This is a genomic window from Nocardia sp. NPDC127579 (assembly GCF_042672005.1).
GTDB lineage: Bacteria > Actinomycetota > Actinomycetes > Mycobacteriales > Mycobacteriaceae > Nocardia.
The window spans coordinates 447,710-465,975 of record NZ_JBHXVZ010000004.1; the positions used below are offsets into that span (position 1 = coordinate 447,710).

Annotated in this window: 19 protein-coding genes; 7 read left to right on the forward strand and 12 right to left on the reverse strand. The window is 68.8% G+C overall.

What is annotated here, in order from left to right:
- Positions 1-199 precede the first annotated feature (199 nt).
- Positions 200-904, forward strand: a complete 705-nt coding sequence (locus ACFVMC_RS17475; RefSeq protein ID WP_379211344.1) for a DUF4189 domain-containing protein — start codon at positions 200-202, stop codon at positions 902-904.
- Between the two features lie 89 nt (positions 905-993).
- Here the strand turns inward: ACFVMC_RS17475 and ACFVMC_RS17480 are convergent, their stop codons facing one another.
- The 10 genes from ACFVMC_RS17480 to ACFVMC_RS17525 form a co-directional block, all read right to left on the reverse strand.
- Positions 994-1,716 (reverse strand): lysophospholipid acyltransferase family protein, encoded by a 723-nt coding sequence (locus ACFVMC_RS17480; RefSeq protein WP_379211346.1) that lies wholly within the window; start codon positions 1,714-1,716, stop codon positions 994-996.
- Between the two features lie 113 nt (positions 1,717-1,829).
- Positions 1,830-2,831 carry an ROK family protein gene (locus tag ACFVMC_RS17485; RefSeq protein WP_379211347.1) on the reverse strand — a complete coding sequence of 334 codons (1,002 nt, stop codon included), beginning with the start codon at positions 2,829-2,831 and terminating at the stop codon, positions 1,830-1,832.
- Positions 2,828-3,220, reverse strand: coding sequence for a hypothetical protein (locus tag ACFVMC_RS17490; RefSeq protein ID WP_379211349.1), 393 nt, complete (start codon positions 3,218-3,220; stop codon positions 2,828-2,830). Before ACFVMC_RS17490 ends, ACFVMC_RS17485 begins: the two co-directional genes overlap by 4 nt.
- On the reverse strand, positions 3,217-4,494 hold the full coding sequence (locus ACFVMC_RS17495; RefSeq protein WP_379211557.1) for an ArsA family ATPase: 1,278 nt from the start codon (positions 4,492-4,494) through the stop codon (positions 3,217-3,219). Before ACFVMC_RS17495 ends, ACFVMC_RS17490 begins: the two co-directional genes overlap by 4 nt.
- Positions 4,491-4,928 carry an SRPBCC family protein gene (locus ACFVMC_RS17500; protein WP_379211350.1) on the reverse strand — a complete coding sequence of 146 codons (438 nt, stop codon included), beginning with the start codon at positions 4,926-4,928 and terminating at the stop codon, positions 4,491-4,493. Before ACFVMC_RS17500 ends, ACFVMC_RS17495 begins: the two co-directional genes overlap by 4 nt.
- Positions 4,928-5,305 (reverse strand): polyketide cyclase / dehydrase and lipid transport, encoded by a 378-nt coding sequence (locus tag ACFVMC_RS17505; protein ID WP_379211352.1) that lies wholly within the window; start codon positions 5,303-5,305, stop codon positions 4,928-4,930. The genes ACFVMC_RS17500 and ACFVMC_RS17505 overlap by 1 nt, the downstream gene beginning before the upstream one ends.
- Positions 5,306-5,339: 34 nt before the next feature.
- The gene (locus tag ACFVMC_RS17510) at positions 5,340-6,467 is read right to left on the reverse strand and encodes a glycosyltransferase family 4 protein (RefSeq protein WP_379211354.1); all 1,128 of its coding nucleotides are present in this window, start codon (positions 6,465-6,467) and stop codon (positions 5,340-5,342) included.
- 52 nt (positions 6,468-6,519) lie between these two features.
- Positions 6,520-7,419, reverse strand: a complete 900-nt coding sequence (locus ACFVMC_RS17515; RefSeq protein WP_379211355.1) for a hypothetical protein — start codon at positions 7,417-7,419, stop codon at positions 6,520-6,522.
- A 63-nt stretch (positions 7,420-7,482) separates the two neighbouring features.
- A complete protein-coding gene (locus ACFVMC_RS17520) occupies positions 7,483-8,505 on the reverse strand; it encodes an NlpC/P60 family protein (RefSeq protein WP_379211356.1) in 1,023 nt (340 codons plus the stop codon).
- Positions 8,506-8,721: 216 nt separating this feature from the next.
- The gene (locus ACFVMC_RS17525) at positions 8,722-9,300 is read right to left on the reverse strand and encodes a C40 family peptidase (RefSeq protein ID WP_379211357.1); all 579 of its coding nucleotides are present in this window, start codon (positions 9,298-9,300) and stop codon (positions 8,722-8,724) included.
- A gap of 633 nt (positions 9,301-9,933) precedes the next feature.
- Here ACFVMC_RS17525 and ACFVMC_RS17530 point away from each other — a divergent pair.
- The gene (locus ACFVMC_RS17530) at positions 9,934-11,715 is read left to right on the forward strand and encodes a DEDD exonuclease domain-containing protein (protein WP_379211359.1); all 1,782 of its coding nucleotides are present in this window, start codon (positions 9,934-9,936) and stop codon (positions 11,713-11,715) included.
- 4 nt (positions 11,716-11,719) lie between these two features.
- Positions 11,720-11,995, forward strand: coding sequence for an Lrp/AsnC family transcriptional regulator (locus tag ACFVMC_RS17535; RefSeq protein ID WP_209896999.1), 276 nt, complete (start codon positions 11,720-11,722; stop codon positions 11,993-11,995).
- Between the two features lie 3 nt (positions 11,996-11,998).
- On the opposite strand, the gene trpD is transcribed toward ACFVMC_RS17535, so the two are convergent.
- Positions 11,999-13,060, reverse strand: coding sequence for an anthranilate phosphoribosyltransferase (trpD, locus tag ACFVMC_RS17540; RefSeq protein ID WP_379211361.1), 1,062 nt, complete (start codon positions 13,058-13,060; stop codon positions 11,999-12,001).
- Positions 13,061-13,379: 319 nt separating this feature from the next.
- Here trpD and ACFVMC_RS17545 point away from each other — a divergent pair, with 319 nt between their 5' ends.
- Genes ACFVMC_RS17545 through ACFVMC_RS17560 form a run of 4 tightly spaced genes read left to right on the forward strand, consistent with a single transcriptional unit; the run spans position 13,380 to position 17,731 of the window.
- The gene (locus ACFVMC_RS17545; protein WP_379211363.1) at positions 13,380-13,991 is read left to right on the forward strand and encodes a heme-copper oxidase subunit III; all 612 of its coding nucleotides are present in this window, start codon (positions 13,380-13,382) and stop codon (positions 13,989-13,991) included.
- Positions 13,992-14,043: 52 nt separating this feature from the next.
- Positions 14,044-14,907, forward strand: coding sequence for a c-type cytochrome (locus tag ACFVMC_RS17550; RefSeq protein ID WP_379211364.1), 864 nt, complete (start codon positions 14,044-14,046; stop codon positions 14,905-14,907).
- A complete protein-coding gene (locus ACFVMC_RS17555) occupies positions 14,904-16,112 on the forward strand; it encodes a ubiquinol-cytochrome c reductase iron-sulfur subunit (protein ID WP_379211365.1) in 1,209 nt (402 codons plus the stop codon). Before ACFVMC_RS17550 ends, ACFVMC_RS17555 begins: the two co-directional genes overlap by 4 nt.
- The gene (locus ACFVMC_RS17560; RefSeq protein ID WP_379211366.1) at positions 16,109-17,731 is read left to right on the forward strand and encodes a cytochrome bc complex cytochrome b subunit; all 1,623 of its coding nucleotides are present in this window, start codon (positions 16,109-16,111) and stop codon (positions 17,729-17,731) included. The genes ACFVMC_RS17555 and ACFVMC_RS17560 overlap by 4 nt, the downstream gene beginning before the upstream one ends.
- Before the next feature lie 67 nt (positions 17,732-17,798).
- Here the strand turns inward: ACFVMC_RS17560 and ACFVMC_RS17565 are convergent, their stop codons facing one another.
- Positions 17,799-18,167 (reverse strand): Rv2175c family DNA-binding protein, encoded by a 369-nt coding sequence (locus tag ACFVMC_RS17565; RefSeq protein ID WP_379211368.1) that lies wholly within the window; start codon positions 18,165-18,167, stop codon positions 17,799-17,801.
- Between the last annotated feature and the right edge of the window lie 99 nt (positions 18,168-18,266).

Below are 18,266 nucleotides of genomic sequence, written 5' to 3' on the forward strand. Positions count from 1 at the left end.
GATCTGAATCCTCGCTGCCGCACCATAAAACGCACTTACCGAACGCTTGGCATGTGATCGAGGCCATTCCGCGACCCGGAGAATAGGCGCGGCGCGGGGTGCCGCACGATACTGGTGATACGGCGCGCGCTCGCCAGTCGATATACCGACCGATAGTGTAGTGCCGCTCTTGATGTCGAAACACGAACCGGGGGACGCAATGTCATACCCGCACGGGCAATATCCCGGCGAGCAACAACCGGGTCAGCCGTACCAGCCGACCCAGCCCTACGGGGACCCGTACCAGTCGGGTCCGCAGTACCAGCACGGCCAGTATCCGCCGCCGGGGCCGCCCGGACCGCCGTACCAGCAGCCGCCCTACGGCCCCGGTGGGCCCGGCGGCGGTGGCGGCGGTGGCAAGATGGCCGCGATCATCGTCGCGGTGCTGATCGGCGTCGTCGCCATCGTCGGCGTGGTCGGCGTCCTGGTGATCCGCAGCAGCAAGGACGACGACACCGATCCGATCGCGAGCTCCACCGCCTCGACCAGCACGACGTCACCGTCCTCGACCACCTCCCAGTCGAAGACGACCACGCCGTCGCCGACCCCGACCACGTCGAGCAAGCGGGACACCTGGATCGCGGCCTCCTACAAGGAATCCACCAACCAGGTCGTCTGGGTGCGGTCCACCATCAGCCAGGACTCCGCCACCAATCAGGTGCTCACCGACTGCGGTTCGGAATGCCAGAACCCGATCTGGTCCCGCAACGGCTGCGTCGCACTGGCGTTCGGTCAGAACGGCGGCTGGGGCTCGGACTGGGGTTCCACGGCCGCCGAGGCCGAGTCCAAGGCGATCAAGACCGCGACCGGCGTGTACAACGTGTCCGGTCCGTTCGAGCTGTGGTCCAAGTGCGCGTTCGAATGAGCTGACACCGCGCGGTCATCGAATAGACAGAGGCTCCGAAACGGGAAAGGCCCCGAATCCCACTGGGATTCGGGGCCTTTCCCGTGGGATCAGCTGGCGGCGGTGTCCGGGATGCGGGTGGCCTCCGGGCGGGACCCGCTCGGCACACCCTTGAGGCTGTGCGCGTAGACGTCCACGTACTCCTGGCCGGTGAGCTGCATCAGCTCGTACATGACCTCGTCGGTGACGGCACGCTCGACGAAGCGGTTGCCGCCCATGCCCTCGTAGCGGGAGAAATCGATCGCCTTGCCGTAGGTGACGGTGACCCGCTGCCGCTTCCAGCGGAACGGTCCGGGCGGGCTCACCTTGTCGGTGCCGGTGACGGCGACCGGGATGACAGGAACGCCGGTCTCCAGGGCGAGCCGGGCCATGCCCGTCTTGCCCTTGTAGAGGCGGCCGTCGGGGGAGCGGGTGCCCTCCGGGTAGAGACCGACCAGACGGCCCTGGTCGAGCAGCTTGCGGGCGGCGTTGAGCGCGTCCTCGGCGGCGTCCGCGCCGGTGCGGTCGATCGGGTACTGGCCGGTGGTGGTGAAGAACCACTTCTGGAAGGCGCCCTTGAGACCCGGGGTGTTGAAGTACTCGGCCTTGGCCAGGTAGTTGATCCGGCGCGGGCTGGTCAGCGGGGCGAACAGCCAATCCGCGAAGGAGAGATGGTTACCCGCGAGGATGGCCGGACCGTCCGACGGGATGTTCTCCACGCCTTCTACCTTCGGCCGGTTGTAGAAGGTGATGAAGGGGCCCACCAGGACGAATTTCAGCAGCCAGTAGAACATGACGTCCTTCCCCCGGGACCGGGATGAGTTGCGGGCACCTGCTTGAAACCAGACTTTACCGCTGGTCGGAGATCACATCCAACCCGCTGCGGGGTATCTCACCACAATTCGCCTCAGCCCACGCGGGAGGGCCGATGGTCGGTGTCGACCAGTACCGCGCGGGCCAGTTCGGCCGCGCCGATCATGCCCGCGGCCTCGCCCAGCTGGGTGGTGCGGATGCGGGCCAGCGGCCGATGACCCGCACCGGTGACCGCCCGCGCGTACTCCTCGCGCGCCTCGTCCAGGAACAGCGCGGCCGAACTGCTCACGCCGCCGGCGATCACCACCAGGTCGGGGTCGAAGATATCGCTGACGAACGCCAGCCCGAGGCCGAGCCAGCGGGCGAAGTCGGCCATGGCCGCCACCGCTACGGGGTCGCCGTCCTGCGCGGCGCCCGCCACCCGGCGCCCGGTCAGCGAGCCCGGATCGCGATACACCTCGCGGGCCAGCACGGTGGAGCTGACCGGATCGGTGGCCAGCAGTTCGATCGCGGTATCGGCGAGTGCGGTTCCGCTGCAATACCTTTCCCAGCAGCCGTGCTTACCGCACGGGCAGGCCCGGCCCTGCGGGACGACCTGCAGATGCCCCAATTCCGGTGCCACGCCGTGGGTTCCGCGATACAGCCGCCCCTCGATGAGCAGCGCCGCCCCGATCCCGGTGCCGATCGCGATCAGCACCACATTGTGGCCGCCGGTGGCCGCGCCGAACCGGTATTCGGCCCAGGCGGCGGCATTGGCATCGTGCTCCAGGATGACCGGCAGGCCCAGGCGGTCGGTGAGCCGTTTCGCGACCGGGGTGTCCTGCCAGGGCAAATGCGGTGCGAATCGGACCGTCGTGCGGTCGCTGGTGATGAACCCGGCGACGGCGAGCCCGACCGCGCCGATCGCGTGCCGGCCGCAGAGTTCGCGCACCGACCGCGCCAGCGCGTCCTCCAGGGCCCGCGCGGAATGCGGGGTCGGCGCCACCACGGTATCGAGCACCTGGCCCTCGCCGTCGACCACCGAGGCGCGAATATTGGTGCCGCCGACGTCGATTCCGACGGTCAGGGGGTGGGCACCGGCAATCGGGCGGGTCATGCCTTGAACGTCACGGGGATGCTGACGTACCGGGAACGCTCGCGTTCCGGCGTGGGCCGCCCGGCGGGCGGATCATCGTGTGGCGGCGCGTCTTCGGGATCCGGCAGCACCGGCTCCACCGGTACTCCGGCCAGCGCCTCGCGCAGCACCGTGACGATCGCCGTGCCGTGCCCGGCCACCGCGGCCACCACATCGTGGTGCTCGCCGCGCAGCAGCGCCGCGGCCGCGCACACCGGGCACCAGCTGCAACTGTCCCAGTGCTGCTCGCCGTCGGCGGCGGTGCGCCGCAGCACCGGCTCGACCCGCTCCAGCACGGCCTCGGCCAGCAGTTTCAACTCCTCGGTGAGTTCCCCGAGTCCGTCCTCGTAGGCGGCCCGCTGCTCGGTCATCGCGGCCACAGCTCCGGGTCGGGGACGAAGCGCAGCACCAGATGATGGCCGTCGAGTTCGGCGCCGTCGACCGTGCACCGCCGCAACACCGGTGCCAGACGCACCCGGCGCCGGACCCCGTCCGCTCCCACGATCACATCGTCCTCCACTCGTCCCAGTCGCAGCGTCGCCGGATCGACGACGGGCAGGCGCATCCGCAGCGTGTACACCGAATGCAGGCCGGTGCCCGACTCCCATCGAACCACCGGTTCACCGGAACTTGTGCGAACCTCTGCCAGATTGTCGCCGAGAGACCCGGCCGCGTCGAACTGTTCGGCCAGCTCCAACAGCGCCGTCGGCCCGACCGGTTCGGTCCCGCTGTGCTCGGCGACCAGCACCCGGGCCGTGCCCTCGAAGCGCACGCCGAGTTGTTCGAGTACCGCGAGCTGTTCGGCCCGGCGGGCCAGATACCAGTCGATCGCGGGATGCGCGGAATCGCCGGGCGGCACGGCCGGGAGCACCTTGTTGACCAGCACCGTGTCCAACCGCAGGCCGAGCAGCGCGGCCGCCGAGTGGACCCGCTCGGTCTCGGCGAGCGCGACCCGCTCGGCGACGGTCACCAGGGTGACGCCGGTGCGGGCATGATCGGCCAGCAGGTCGCGCACCGCGGTGACCGCGGTGACGATCTTGTTCACGGTCGCGGCCAGCACCGCGCGCCGCAGATCCAGGCCACCGGCCTGGCGGGCGCGTGCGTGCGGCGGCCAGATCCGCTCCAGATACCCCAGCAGCGTCTCGGGCGCGGTCACGATGCGCAGCATGTCGGCCGAGGGTGGGCAATCCACGACCAGCACGTCCCAGTCGTCCTCGTCGGCGAACTGCGCCAGCTCGACCAGCATCAGCAGTTCCTGCACGCCGGGCAGCCCGGTCAGCTCGGCCGGATCCAGCGCGGCCAGATCGATACCGTGCTGGTGCGAGCCGCCGGTGGACCACATCCGGACCACGTCGCGGAAGCGATCCTCGAGCAGCGCAAGCGAATCCACCTCGATGGCATCGAGTCCCGTTGCCACCCGGATGATTCCGGTGACGGTGCCGGGATCGTGCGCGAACCGCAGGCCCAGCGCGTCACCCAGGGAGTGCGCCTGATCCAGCGACACGATCAGCACCCGCTGCCCGGTGCGCGCATGCGCGATCGCGGTGGCGCACGCCAGCGTCGTCTTACCGACTCCGCCTTTGCCGACGAACAGCTCGAGCCGCGTCCTCGCGCCCGGCTCACGTCGAGCCGCTGGGCCGGTCAGCCCTCCACCCGCTTCTTCAATTCCTTGAGCGCGGTATCGGTGATCACCTTCTCGGCCTTGCGTTTGAACATGCCGATCATCGGAATGTTCAGGTCGACGGTGAGCCGGTAGATCACCTCGGTGCCGCCGTCGGGAGTGTCACGCAGCTCGTAGGTGCCGTCCTGGGCCTTCTGCAGATCGCCGCTGATCAGCTGCCAGCTGACCGCGCGATCGTCGGGCCGCCAGGTGTAGTTCAGCACGTAGGTGTCCTTGACGACCCCGGCGTCGAGCACGAAACGCGCGCTGCGGGCGCGCCCGTCGGCGCCCTTCTCCAGCACCTCCACCGACTTCGCCGCCGACACCCACTCCGGATAGGACTCCAGATCGGCGATCACGGCCATCACCCGCTGCGCGGGCGCGTCGATGAGGATGGACCTCTCTGTCCGGTCGACCATCAGCAGGCCGGGGCCACGCCCGCGGGCCGCCCCGCCTCCAGCCGCGCCTTGATCTCGAACGCCATGTCCTTACCCGCCACCCGGCGAGCCCGGTTCGCGGCCGGCAGCTGCTTGACGTGCAGCGCCGGCATCGGCTCGGCGTGCAGGAAGTAGTGCAGGATCACGCCATCCAGCATCGGCTGCAACCACACCTCCATGGTGCCCTCCAGCCCGCCGCGCACGGTCCAGCGAATGCCCTGCTCGCCCCGGTCTTCTCGGACCTCGAGGAGGAGGTCCGGCCACCACCCGCGCCAGTTGGTCGGCCCGCCGAGCACCTCGGCGACCGCCGCGCCCGAAGCGGCGACGAACGTCTGATCCGCGACCTGAATACTGCTCACAACGTGAGCGTAGTGGATTACGACACAGGCCGGTTCAGTGCAGTAGGTGCCGCAGCCGAGCGCCCAGGCTGTCCCAGCGCCACTGCTGCTCCACCCAGGCTCGGCCCTCGGCGCCCATCCGGGCGGCCGCGTCGCGATCGGACAGCACCGCAACGATCGCCTCGGTGATCTGCTCGGTGCTGCGCCCGTCGACCACGCGGCCGGTCTTGCCCTCGATCACCGTCTCCGGCGCGCCGCCGGACCTGCCCGCCACCACTGGTACTCCGGAGGCCGAGGCCTCCAGGTAGACGATGCCGAGCCCCTCCACGTCCAGGCCCGCGCCGCGGGTGCGGCAGGGCATGGCGAAGACATCGGCGAGGGTGTGGTGCGCGGCGAGTTCGGCCGAGGGCACGCGACCGGTGAACACCACGCTCTCGGCGACACCGAGCGCGGTGGCCAGACCACGCAGCTTGTCCTCGTAGGGGCCGCCGCCCGCGATGACCAGCACCGCGCCGTCGATCTGCTCGCGAATCGAGCGCATCGCCACGATCAACGCGTCCTGGCCCTTGCGCGGTACCAGCCGCGACAGGCACAGGATGGTGGGCCGATCCCCGAGCCCGTACCGTTCGCGCAGCTCCGCCCGCGCTGCCGGATCGGGCCGGAACACCTCGGTGTTCACGCCCGGCGGCAGGTACTCCAGGGCCGCGTTCGGACCGAACGCGGACGCGAAACGTCCTCGGGTATACCGGCTCACATAGGTGACGACGTCCGTGTCCTCGCCGATCGAGCGCAGCGACTGCCGGGCGCCGGGCAGCATCGACCAGCCCACCTCGTGCCCGTGCGTGCTCGCCAGGATCCGCTCGGCACCGGCCCGGCGCAGCATCGGCGAGAGCAGCGCCAGCGGGGCGGCGGCCCCGAACCAGACCGTGTCGCACTTCTCGGTGCGCAGCAGGCGGGCGGCCCGGCGCAGCACCAGCGGCGTCGGCAGCATGAGCGTGGTCGGATGCCGGACCACCTGGAACGGCTGTTCGGCGTCGAACTTCAGATGGCTGTCGCCCTTCCAGCGCGGGGCGTAGACGACCAGGTCATCGGGCGGCAACTGCCCGGTCAGCGCCTGGAGATAAGACTGGATACCGCCCGGCCGTGGCGGGAAATCATTGGTAACCAGCAGAGTTCGGGCCATAACCGAACAACCTACTGTGTCCGGATCGCGAGGCCGAAAACCCGTCGTCGAGCTAGGCGGATTCGGTGCCGAGCCACGCGCGCCAGGCGGCGGCGAACTCGGCACGGCCCGTGCCGAGCACCTCGCGCAGGATACGGTCCGCGGCGTCCGGGGTCTGGGTGGCCAGGGCCCGGTAGAGCTGGAGCAGCCGGGGCTCACCATAGGTGGCGGCGGTGAATGCGCAGACCGACCAGGCCTGTTCGTAGGCCGCGGCGGCGTCGGCGCCGGTGAAGTCGCGGTCGGCGGGCAGGTCGGCGGGGATCTCGCCCGCGCGCAACCGGGCATGCACGGTCGGCGCCACCTCGGCGAGACCACGCTGCCTGCCACGGTGCGCTGCGTACTCGGCGAAACCTTCGAGCAGCCACTGCGGCGCGCCGTCGACGGTGTCGGCGCGGGTCGCGACATGGGTGAGTTCGTGGCGCAGCACGGTGCGCAGGCCGTCCGGACCGAGCCGCCGCCCGGCCTCGGCGCTGAAAACCACTCGCTGCCCGGTCGGCTGCCGGCCCCGCGCGAACGGATCGGCGACCGTCACGGCGGCGATTTCACGGGCGAGCAGCTCGGTCGATCGGGCCAGGGCGGCGAACTCCGAGGGATTGGACGCGACCACCACCAGTGCGGAGCGGGCCCAGTCCGCGCCCCAGAGTTCGGTGATCGAGGCGGTGGCCGGCGCGAGTTCCTCGGCCAGCACCGCCATGTCGGCGCGCTGGGCCGGATGACCGACCACCAGTCCGCCGGACTCCGATTCGACGGCGGTGAGTTCGCCGAACGGGGTCATGACGCCGCGCACCGCCGCCAGCCGGGAATCGTCGGCGGCCACCCGCTGCGCCGAACCCAGCTGGTCGGACCGGATTTTCGGCATCGCCCAGTTCGGGGCGAGCAGCAGGGCGCCACCGGCGCCGGTCAGCAGCGTCACGGTCGCGAGTGTGAGCGCGAACTGGACGCGACGCCGAGCCCGGCGCAATCCCTGCATAGCCAATCAGTATCGCCGAGCGGAGTGATAGGGCGTGGAGGACATGGGCGCCACCGCGACCGGAACGCCGAAGGTGGAGGCGTGCAGCATGAGTCCCTTGCCCGCGTAGATGCCGACATGGGAGATCTCGGGGTAGAAGAACACCACGTCGCCGGGCAGCAGTTCGTCCTTGGGGACCGGCGTGCCGAAATTGGCCTGCTGCGAACTGGTGCGCGGTACGTTCTTGCCGACCTGCTTGAACGCCCACTGCACCAGGCCCGAGCAGTCGAACTGATTCGGGCCGGTCGCGCCCCAGACGTACGGGTCGCCGACGCGGGTCAGGCCCGCGGCCAGCGCGCTGGTGCCGCTGCCGGGCACGAGGTCCTTCAGCAGGGTGTCGCGGTCGAAGCCGGCCGGGAACGGCGAACCCGCCCACGCGGCTTTGTCGTTCGCCGACAGCGCGGTCCACGCCTCGACGACTGCGGTGATGGCGGTGCCCAGCTCGGCCTGCTTGGCGTGGACGTCGGCGCGGACCTTGTCGGACCGGGCGGCGGCGTCGTGCGCGGCGTCGGAGGCGGCGCGGGCTGCGGATTCGGCGCCGGCCGCGGCGTCGGTGGCCTTCTTGAATTCCCGCAGCTGGTCGGTGGTCTGGGCGGCCATCACGTCCAGCACGGACATCTGATCGAGCAGCTTCTGCGGTGAGTCACTGGTCAGCACCGCGAACATGCGGTTGGTCTTCGCACCCTGGTACTTGGCGATGGCGGTGCGGTCGATGACCGGCTGGTATCTGCGGACCTCGGCGCGGGCGGCTTCCAGCACCGCGCGCTTGTCGGTGAGTACGGCGTCGGCGTCGCGTTGGACGGCGAGTTTGGCATCGAGATCGGATTGCGCGTTGAGCGCCTTCTCGTTGAGTTGTTCCGACTCGCGGGATAGGTCCACCATGCGTTGCACCGCTTCGGTAGCGGTGGCGGGCATCGCTACCGGGTCGGCCGTCGCCGGTCCGATGCAGACGGTCGCGGCGAGGATGCCTGCCGCAAGTACGCCTCCCACAACACGATTGGAGCGGTGTGTTCTGTGTGCGGCCACGGCCTGCGGTGCCCCGTTTCTCTCCACTGAGCGATTAGGTCTCGATTAGGTTACGGAATGGTTCAGGTCCGTGTCCAGTGGGGAACGAACCGGTCACACCCCGGCCGGGTATGTCGTCACGCCCGCCGGATCGCTGGTAGGCGACCCGGCGGCGGCGAAGTCGTTGCGGCGGACGGTCGCTCAGTAGCGGCGTGCGCCCGCGAACGGCATCTCCGACATCGAGGCGACCTTCACCGGGACGCCCGAGGTGGAGGCGTGGACGACGGTGCCGTCACCGGCGTAGAGGCCGGAATGGCCGCCGCCGTAGAAGGACACGACATCGCCCGGCTGCAACTCGTCGATCGAGACGGGGGTGCCCGCCGAGAGTTGCGCGCCGCTGGTGCGGGGTAGCTCCAGGCCGGCCTGGCGGTAGGCCCACTGGACCAGGCCCGAGCAGTCGAACGCATTCGGGCCCGCGGCGCCGTAGACGTACGGGGCGCCGATCTTGGACTGCGCGGCTTCGAGCGCGATCTCGCCCGCGGTCTGCACCGGGGCGGGCGGGGTCCACGGCGCGGGGGCCGGGTTGGGCACCTCGATGCCGGGAATGCCCGCGGGGATGGGGATCTCGTTGGGCACCTCGAAGGTGCCGACGCCGGGGATGGTCACCGGCTGTGCCGACGCGGGGGCCGCGGGCAGGAGGATCGCGCCGATGGTGGCAGCGCCGACGGCTCCGGCGGCGACGGCACGCCGCGCCCCTCGCTTGACGGTGGTGTTCGCCATGATGCGGTTTCTTCCAATCTGCCCCACGACGTCGCACCCGGTCTGGTGCGGCGGACTGCGTGCCGTTCGCACCGGCTCCGTGGTCGGGTCCGGTGCGGCGGACTCCGTGAGGTCTCGAAAAGGTTACGAACACATCACGGGCATTTGTAAAGCCCGTACCGGTCGGAATTGGCCTCGTTTCGCAATTTGTCCGGGTTTGCGTGCGAGATATCTCACAGGGAATTACGGGCCCTGAATTCGGACATTTATCAGGCGGCTCTCAGGCGTCCGTGCGGCGAGTCGCGAGCCTGGGACCGGCCACGATAGGGGTCGGGTATGGGCCCGTTCACGCAGGTAGTTCGGTTAGTCGCGATATACCGGAGGGCTCCCGGCCGGTCAGTTGACCAAATCTGTGGTGACACGCCGGTGGGCGAGTTCCGGAAAGTTCGACACGCCCGGGCCATTTATTTACACCCGCGTCTGAATGTGACCTGCATCACAATTTGATTAACTAGATCGAATCACGGGCATCGAAACGAAAACCTCGCGCGGAATTCGACAGTTTCTCCGTGTCTTTTGTTGTGGGCTCAACCAACTGTCCTGGGCTTTCGCGGTCCGCCGAGTCTGTCGGTGCCTGGCTCTACGCTGCACGTCGTGCCCGACCCGTCCGCCGCGCAGCTGGCCTTCGATGAACTCGACACCCCGCTGTACGACACGACATTCGTCATCGTGGACCTGGAAACCACCGGGACCAGCCCCGAAGGCGACGCCATCACCGAGATCGGCGCGGTCAAGGTGCGCGGCGGTGAAGTGCTCGGCGAGTTCGCGACCCTGGTCAACCCCGGGCGCGAGATCCCACCGCAGGTCGTGCACATCACCGGCATCACACACGCCATGGTGTACGCGGCGCCGCGGATCGAGCAGGTGCTGCCCGGATTCCTCGAATTCGCCCGGGGCGCGGTGCTCGTCGCGCACAACGCGCGATTCGACACCGCCTTCCTGCGCGCCGCCGCCGTGCGCTGCGAGACCGTCTGGCCGAACCCGCCCGTGCTGTGCACGGTGAAGCTGGCGCGGCGGGTGCTCAGCCGCGACGAAGCGCCCTCGGTGCGGCTCGGTGTGCTGGCGCGGGTCCTCGGGGCGAGTACGCAACCCACGCACCGTGCGCTCGACGATGCGCGCGCGACGGTCGATGTGCTGCACGCGCTGATCGGACGGGTCGGAAACCAAGGCGTGCACAGCCTCACCGAGCTGCTGGACTACCTGCCCGATGTCAGCAACGGGCAGCGGGCCAAACGGGTGCTGGCCACCGATCTGCCGACCGCGCCCGGTGTGTACCTGTTCCGGGGTCCGAGCGACGAGGTCCTCTACATCGGAACAGCGGTGAATCTGCGCCGCCGCGTGCGCAACTACTTCACCGGCTCGGAGACACGCGGGCGGATGAAGGAGATGGTGGCGCTCGCGACGCGGGTCGACCACGTCGTGTGCGCGCACGGACTCGAAGCGGGAGTTCGCGAACTGCGGCTGCTCGTCGCGCACGCGCCGCCCTACAACCGGCGGTCGAAGTTCCCGAAGAAGGTGTGGTGGCTGACGCTCACCGACGAACCGTTCCCGCGGTTCGCGGTGGTGCGGGTTCCGACCCGAGATGCTCTGGGGCCGTTCAACTCCCGTGCCGACGCCGTCGATGTCGGAGCGACCGTCGCCGAGCACATCGGGCTGCGTAGCTGCACCGGGCGTCTTTCTCGTACCGCCGTGCACGAGTGTCCGCCCGCCGTCGTCGGTGGCTGTCCCGCCGCGCGTGAAACACCCACAGATATAAAGGAATACGCGCCCACTGCGGCCGCCGTGCGCGACCTGTTCGCCGGCCGCTCCGACGCGATCCTGTGCGCCATCTTCGACCAGCTCGAAAAGCATTCCCGCGCAGAACATTTCGAAGCCGCCGCGCGCCTGCGCGACCGAGCGGTCACCGTCGTCCGCGCGCTCGCCCGCACCCAGCGCCTCGCCGCCCTGGCCCGCATCCCCGAACTCGTCGCCGCCCACCCCGACGGCGCGCGCGGCTGGGAATTCGCCGTCATCAGATACGGCCGCCTCGCCGCCGCGGGCAACGCTCGGCGCGGCGTGCCCCCGATGCCCGTCGTCGACCATCTGACCGCTGCGGCCGAATTCGTCGTCCCGGACACCATCGCGCCGCTCACCCCGGACCCACAGACGGTGTTGCCGGTCGCTGTCGAAGGGCCACCTCTACTCGGCGGCTCGCCCGAGGAGATCGCCCTGGTGGTCCGCTGGTTGGCGCGGCCCGGCGTGCGGATCGTGCGTAGTGCCGCGGGCTACTGGGAGCCGCTCAACGGTGCGGCCCGCTACCTGACGTGGGCCGAGCAGGCGGAGGCGGCGGCGCGGAGCGAACTCGCGGGAGCGGACTACCTCGGCCAACTAGGCTGACCGCATGATTAACGCGATCGTGCTCATCCACGCCGACAACGGCCGGATTCCCGAAACCGCACAGGCCGTCGCCGATACCGAAGGCGTCACCGAGGTGTACTCCTGCGCGGGCGACGTCGACCTGATCGCGATCGTGCGCGTCCGCGACCACGAGAAGATCGCCGAAGTGGTGACGGCGGGCATCGACAAGGTGCCGGGCGTCCTGCGCACCACCACCCACATCGCCTTCAAGTCCTACTCCAGCGCCGACGTGGAAGCCGGGTTCTCGCTGGGGGAGTGAGGGTCAGTTCTCGCCGAGGGTGTTGGTGAGCTTGGCCCAGTTGTCCAGCAGGGCGGCCGATTTGCCGGTATCGATGGCCTCGGCGGCCCGCTCGACGGCCGCGGCGAGGGCGGTATGGATATCGGCCTGCGGGTCGCCGACACCGCGCGACCAGTCGTAGGCGACGATCGCGGCCGCGGAGTTCACCAGGACGGCGTCACGGACCGGGCCCGGCTCACCGGCGAAGACGGCGCGGGCGATACCGGCATTGGTGTCGGCGTCGCCACCGCGCAGCGCGTCCAGGTCCACGCGGGGGATGCCCAGCCGGGTCGGGTCGATGACGGTCTCGCGCAGCCGCCCGCCGGAGACGACCCAGGCGGTCGTGGTGTCCGAGGTCGTGATCTCGTCGAGGCCGTCGTTGCCGCGCACCACCAGCGCGCTCGCGCCACGCTCGGCGAACACACCCGCGATCACCGGCAGCAGATCGGCGAAAGCGCAGCCGACCAGGCCCGCGCGCGGCTGCGCCGGATTGGTCAGCGGGCCCAGAATATTGAATACGGTGGGGATGCCGATCTCGCGGCGGGCGGCGCCGGCGAACCGCAGCCCGGAATGGAACACCGGTGCGAAGCAGAAACCGATACCGGCCTCGCGCACGCTGGTCGCCACCGCCTCGGGGCCGAGATTCAGCTTCACGCCGAGCGCCTCGAGCACGTCGGCGCCGCCGCTCTTCGACGAGGCCGCGCGATTGCCGTGCTTGACCACCGGCACCCCGGCGGAGGCGACGACGATCGAGGACATGGTCGAGATGTTCACCGAGCCGGACCGATCGCCGCCGGTGCCGACGATGTCGACCGCGTCGCCGTCGATCCGCACCAGTTGCGCGTGCCCGAGCATGCCCGCGGCCATGCCCGCCAGTTCGGCGGGCGTGGGGCCCTTGATCTTCATCGCGACACCGAACGCCGCGATCTGCGCGGAGGTCGCGTTGTCGGAGAAGATCTCGTTGATCACCCAGGTGGTGTCGTCCGCGGCCAGGTCGCCCCCATCGGCGAGGGTCCCGAGTACCTGTGGCCAGCTACGCACACTCATGTCCTTCTCCCTGTCACTGGTTTCGCCCACCAGTCTGTCGCGATGCAGCCTATCGGGCCAGACGTTATTCGCCGGGGGCGGCGCTGGGCCGGGGCGCCGCCCGGCCCGTCGCGCCGAGGAGACCTCCATCTCAGCAATTCCTCAGCGCGGCCTGCCATGCTGGGGCGGTCGTCCTGGGTGAATACCGACGCTTCCTGCGTAAACACGGACACGCCGACACCCGTGTGAGACCCGCTCTGTCCGTGCGTTTTCCGACACGGACAGACAAGTTTCGCACCCGGGTACCTGCGTCGTACTACGACGAGTCATACTTACCGGCGTGACGACCGCAGTAGGCACCCCAGGATCGGCCATTACTCAGCGTGTGCATTCGCTGAACCGGCCCAACATGGTCAGCGTCGGTACCATCATCTGGCTGTCCAGCGAGCTGATGTTCTTCGCCGGACTCTTCGCCATGTACTTCGTCGCGCGCGCGCAGGCCCACGGCAACTGGCCGCCGGAGCCGACCGAGCTCAACATGAAGCTCGCGGTCCCGGTCACCGCCGTGCTCGTCGCCTCCTCCTTCACCTGCCAGATGGGCGTGTTCGCGGCCGAACGCGGCGACGTGTTCGGGCTGCGCCGCTGGTATGTCCTCACCCTCGCGATGGGCGCCTTCTTCGTGGGCGGCCAGGGCTACGAGTACTACCACCTGGTCCACGAGGGCACCACGATCTCCAGCAGCGCCTACGGCTCGGTGTTCTACATGACCACCGGCTTCCACGGCCTGCACGTCATCGGCGGCCTGATCGCCTTCGTGTTCCTGCTGATCCGCACCAAGGTCAGCAAGTTCACGCCCGCGCAGGCGACCGCCGCGATCGTGGTCTCGTACTACTGGCACTTCGTCGACATCGTCTGGATCGGGTTGTTCGCCACGATCTACTTCGTCCGCTGAGCGGGCGCATCCACACGTACAAGTCGGTTCCGTCTACTCCAAAGGGACACAGATGAGTTCATCTCCCCCGTCAGCGCCAGAGCCCGCCAGCCCCGGGAAAGGCAACGCCACCAAGGTCCGCAAGCAACGGCGTCTGCGCCGTCGCATCGCCGGCGGACTCGCGCTGCTGATTGGTCTCGTCGGAGCCGGTTTCCTGGCCACGGCCCTCACACCCGAGCCGCAGGTCGCCACGGCCAACGAGGACCAGTCCGCGCTGATCCGCGAGGGCAAGCAGCTCTACGACACGTCCTGCATCACCTGTCACGGCGCCAACCTCCAGGGCATCACCGACCGCGGTCCGAGCCTGATCGGCGTCGGCGACGCGGCGGTGTACTTCCAGGTGTCGACCGGTCGTATGCCGTTGGCCGCCAACCAGGCCCAGGCCCCGCGCAAGCCGGCCAAGTTCGATGCCGCGCAGACCGACGCGCTGATGGCCTTCATCCAGTCCAACGGCGGCGGCCCCACCGTCATCCGCGACGAGAACGGCGAGATCGCCCAGGAGTCGCTGCGCGGCCCCGACGTCGCCCGCGGTTCGGAGCTGTTCCGGATGAACTGCGCGTCCTGCCACAACTTCACCGGTCGCGGCGGTGCGCTGTCCTCCGGTAAGTACGCGCCGCCGCTGAACGAGGCCACCGAGCAGCAGATCTACGCCGCGATGCTGACCGGGCCCGAGAACATGCCGAAATTCTCCGACCGGCAGCTGACGCCGGAGGAGAAGAAGGACATCGTCGCCTACGTCCGCAACGCCGTCGAGGAATCCGCGCCCGGCGGCTGGGATCTGGGTGGTTTCGGCCCCGCGACCGAAGGCCTCGCCGCCTGGGTGATCGGCATCGCCGCGATCGTCGGTGCCGCGATGTGGATCGGATCCCGGTCATGAGCGAAAAGGAGCCCAACGAGATGCGGCCGGAAGAGGGCCACGACAGCACCGAGCTGTCGAAAGAATCGGCGCGCGAACTCGATGTCACGCGTGACTACACCGAGGCCGAGCTCGACGCGATGACCCGCGACGAGCTGGTCGAGCTCGGCACCGCGCGCGACGGCGTCGACGTCGCCTACCGCCGCGAGCGTTTCCCGATCCCGGGCACCCGGGCCGAGAAGCGCGCCGAGCGTGAGGTGAGCTTCTGGTTCGCCGTCTCCGCGCTCTCCGCGGCCGCCCTGATCGGTGTGTTCCTGTTCTGGCCCTGGGAGTTCAAGGGCAAGAACGAGGACGGCCACGCGGCCTACTCGCTGTTCACCCCGCTGGTCGGTCTCACCTTCGGTATCGCCGTGCTGGTCATCGGTATCGCGGTCGTGCTGATCCGCAAGAAGTTCATCCCCGCCGAGCTGTCCATCCAGGACCGCCACGACGGTCCGTCGCCCGAGGTCGAGCGGCGCACCCTGGTGGCCGAGCTCAGCGACGCGCTGGACACCTCCACCCTGGCCCGCCGCAAGATGATCACCCGGACCGCGGGCGCCGGCGTCGGCATCCTCGGTGTGGGCGCGCTGATGGTGTTCGCCGGCGGCCTGATCAAGAACCCGTGGGCCAAGGGCGACAAGTCGCCGCTGTGGGTTTCGGGCTGGAGCCAGGACGACGACAAGAAGCCCGACACCATCTACCTCCGCCGTGACACCGGCCGCCCCGAGGACATCGTCCTGGTGCGCCCGGAGGATCTGGACGCGGGCTCCATGGAGACCGTGTTCCCGTGGAAGGAGAAGTGGCGCGGCGACGAGCACGCGACCCTGCAGTCGCTGCGCGGTATCCGCAACTCGGTCATGCTGATCCGGCTGCGCACCGAGGACGCCGAGAAGGCGATCAAGCGCAAGGGCCAGGAGAGCTTCAACTACGGCGACTACTTCGCCTACTCGAAGATCTGCACCCACCTCGGCTGCCCGACTTCGCTGTTCGAGCAGCAGACCAACCGGATCCTGTGCCCGTGCCATCAGTCGCAGTTCCTGGCGACCGAGTGGGGTAAGCCGGTCTTCGGTCCCGCCGCTCGCGCGCTGCCGCAGCTGCCGATCACCGTCAACTCCGAGGGTTACCTCGTCGCCGCGGGCGACTTCATCGAGGCGCTCGGACCGGCCTTCTGGGAGCGTCGTTCATGAGTCCTTCTATGGTTGCCTCCCAAGCCAACGAGATGGACGAGCGGTATCGCGCCGCCGCGTTCATGAAGCGTTCGATCAACAAGGTCTTCCCGACGCACTGGTCGTTCCTGCTCGGTGAGATCGCGCTCTACTGCTTCATCATCCTGCTGCTGTCGGGTGTGTACCTGACCCTGTTCTTCGATCCGTCGATGAGCGAGGTCGTCTACAACGGCGCCTACCAGCCGCTGCGTGGTGTCACCATGTCCCGCGCCTACGAGACCTCGCTGGAGATCTCCTTCGAGGTGCGCGGCGGCCTGTTCGTGCGCCAGGTGCACCACTGGGCCGCGCTGCTGTTCGCGGCGTCGATCATCGTGCACCTGTTCCGCATCTTCTTCACCGGCGCGTTCCGCAAGCCGCGTGAGGCGAACTGGGTGATCGGCTCGCTGCTGCTGATCCTGGCGATGTTCGAAGGCTTCTTCGGCTACTCGCTGCCCGACGACCTGCTCTCGGGTACCGGTCTGCGGGCCGCGTTCGGTGGTATCACCATGGGTATCCCGGTGGTGGGTACCTGGATGCACTGGCTGATCTTCGGCGGCGATTTCCCCGGCACCATCATCATCCCGCGCCTCTACATCGCGCATGTGCTGCTGTTCCCGGGCATCATCCTGGCGCTGATCGCGGCGCACGTGGCGCTGGTGTGGTACCAGAAGCACACCCAGTTCCCCGGCCCGGGCCGCACCGAGAACAATGTGGTCGGCGCGCGCATCATCCCGGTGTTCGCCGCGGACCAGGGCGCGTTCTTCGCCTTCACACTCGGCATCATCGGCATCATGGGTGGCGTGCTCCAGATCAACCCGATCTGGAATATCGGCCCGTACAACCCCTCTCAGGTGTCCGCGGGTTCGCAGCCCGACTTCTACATGATGTGGACCGACGGTATGGCGCGTCTGATGCCGCCGTGGGAGCTCTACATCGGCAACTACACGGTTCCGGCCGTGTTCTGGGTCGCCATGATCATGGGCCTGGTGTTCACGCTGCTGATCGCCTACCCGTGGATCGAGAAGCGGCTCACCGGTGACACCGCGGCGCACAACCTGCTGCAGCGTCCGCGCGACGTGCCGGTGCGTACCGCGATCGGGTCCATGGCGATCGCCTTCTACCTGGTGCTGACCCTGTCCTGCGTCAACGACATCCTGGCGTTGAAGTTCGACATCTCGCTGAACGCGACCACCTGGGCCGGTCGTATCGGCCTGCTGGTGGTGCCGCCGGTGGCGTACTACGTCGCCTACCGGTTCTGCCTGGGTCTGCAGCGCAGCGACCGCGCGGTGCTCGAGCACGGTATCGAGACCGGCGTGATCAAGCGTCTGCCGCACGGCGAGTACATCGAGGTACACCAGCCGCTGGGCCCGGTCGACGACCACGGCCACCCGCTGCCGCTGGAGTACCAGGGCGCCCACGTGCCCAAGAAGATGAACAAGCTCGGCGCCGCCGGCAAGCCCGGCACCGGTTCGTTCCTCCGTCCCGACCCGTTGCAGGAGAGCGAAGCCCACTTCGAGGCCGAGGAAGCCGAGGAGCACAAGCAACTCGCCGCCCTCGCCAAGGCCCAGCGCAAGGCCCTGGAAGGCAAGTCCGGCCACTGACCCGGCCGTAAGCACAAGGCCCCGAGTCGATTCCGACTCGGGGCCTTTGCTTGTTCCAGGTATACGGTCAGAAGGGGTCGGCGGCGGCTCGGCGGATCACCTCGCGGGCGAGCGGACCGTGCAGGGCGTCGATGGGTTTGCCAGGGAGGCTGGCGTCATCGGTGAAGATCCACTCGAGGATTTCCTCGTCGGTGTACTTCGCGTCCTTCATGACCGTGATCAGCCCGGGCAGGTGTTTGGTGACGCCGCCGTCGGGATCGAAGAAGATTTCGGGTACGCCCGCGACGCCGCCCCGGCGCAGCGCGAGCAGTTGGTGATCGCGCAGCATCTGATGCACCCGGGTCACCGAGATCCCGAGCCTGTCGGCCACCTCAGGCAGTGGCAGCAAGGTCACCGACTCCGGAAGAACATCATCACTGCATGGAAATGCACTCACTCCGACAACGGTAGACGGTGCTCGAACACCGGGTGGCAGACACCCGGCTGTTGCCTGTCGAAAAACTGCTCGCGGCAGGCGGGGCTCCCGCTCGAACAC

What these genes read in the sequence shown, in the direction of transcription:
- ACFVMC_RS17475 (WP_379211344.1), top strand. Translation starts at nt 200, where the DNA reads ATGTCATACCCGCACGGGCAATATCCCGGCGAGCAACAACCGGGTCAG.
- ACFVMC_RS17480 (WP_379211346.1), bottom strand. Translation starts at nt 1,716, where the DNA reads ATGTTCTACTGGCTGCTGAAATTCGTCCTGGTGGGCCCCTTCATCACC.
- ACFVMC_RS17485 (WP_379211347.1), bottom strand. Translation starts at nt 2,831, where the DNA reads ATGACCCGCCCGATTGCCGGTGCCCACCCCCTGACCGTCGGAATCGAC.
- ACFVMC_RS17490 (WP_379211349.1), bottom strand. Translation starts at nt 3,220, where the DNA reads ATGACCGAGCAGCGGGCCGCCTACGAGGACGGACTCGGGGAACTCACC.
- ACFVMC_RS17500 (WP_379211350.1), bottom strand. Translation starts at nt 4,928, where the DNA reads ATGGTCGACCGGACAGAGAGGTCCATCCTCATCGACGCGCCCGCGCAG.
- ACFVMC_RS17510 (WP_379211354.1), bottom strand. Translation starts at nt 6,467, where the DNA reads ATGGCCCGAACTCTGCTGGTTACCAATGATTTCCCGCCACGGCCGGGC.
- ACFVMC_RS17525 (WP_379211357.1), bottom strand. Translation starts at nt 9,300, where the DNA reads ATGGCGAACACCACCGTCAAGCGAGGGGCGCGGCGTGCCGTCGCCGCC.
- ACFVMC_RS17535 (WP_209896999.1), top strand. Translation starts at nt 11,720, where the DNA reads ATGATTAACGCGATCGTGCTCATCCACGCCGACAACGGCCGGATTCCC.
- trpD (WP_379211361.1), bottom strand. Translation starts at nt 13,060, where the DNA reads ATGAGTGTGCGTAGCTGGCCACAGGTACTCGGGACCCTCGCCGATGGG.
- ACFVMC_RS17550 (WP_379211364.1), top strand. Translation starts at nt 14,044, where the DNA reads ATGAGTTCATCTCCCCCGTCAGCGCCAGAGCCCGCCAGCCCCGGGAAA.
- ACFVMC_RS17555 (WP_379211365.1), top strand. Translation starts at nt 14,904, where the DNA reads ATGAGCGAAAAGGAGCCCAACGAGATGCGGCCGGAAGAGGGCCACGAC.
- ACFVMC_RS17560 (WP_379211366.1), top strand. Translation starts at nt 16,109, where the DNA reads ATGAGTCCTTCTATGGTTGCCTCCCAAGCCAACGAGATGGACGAGCGG.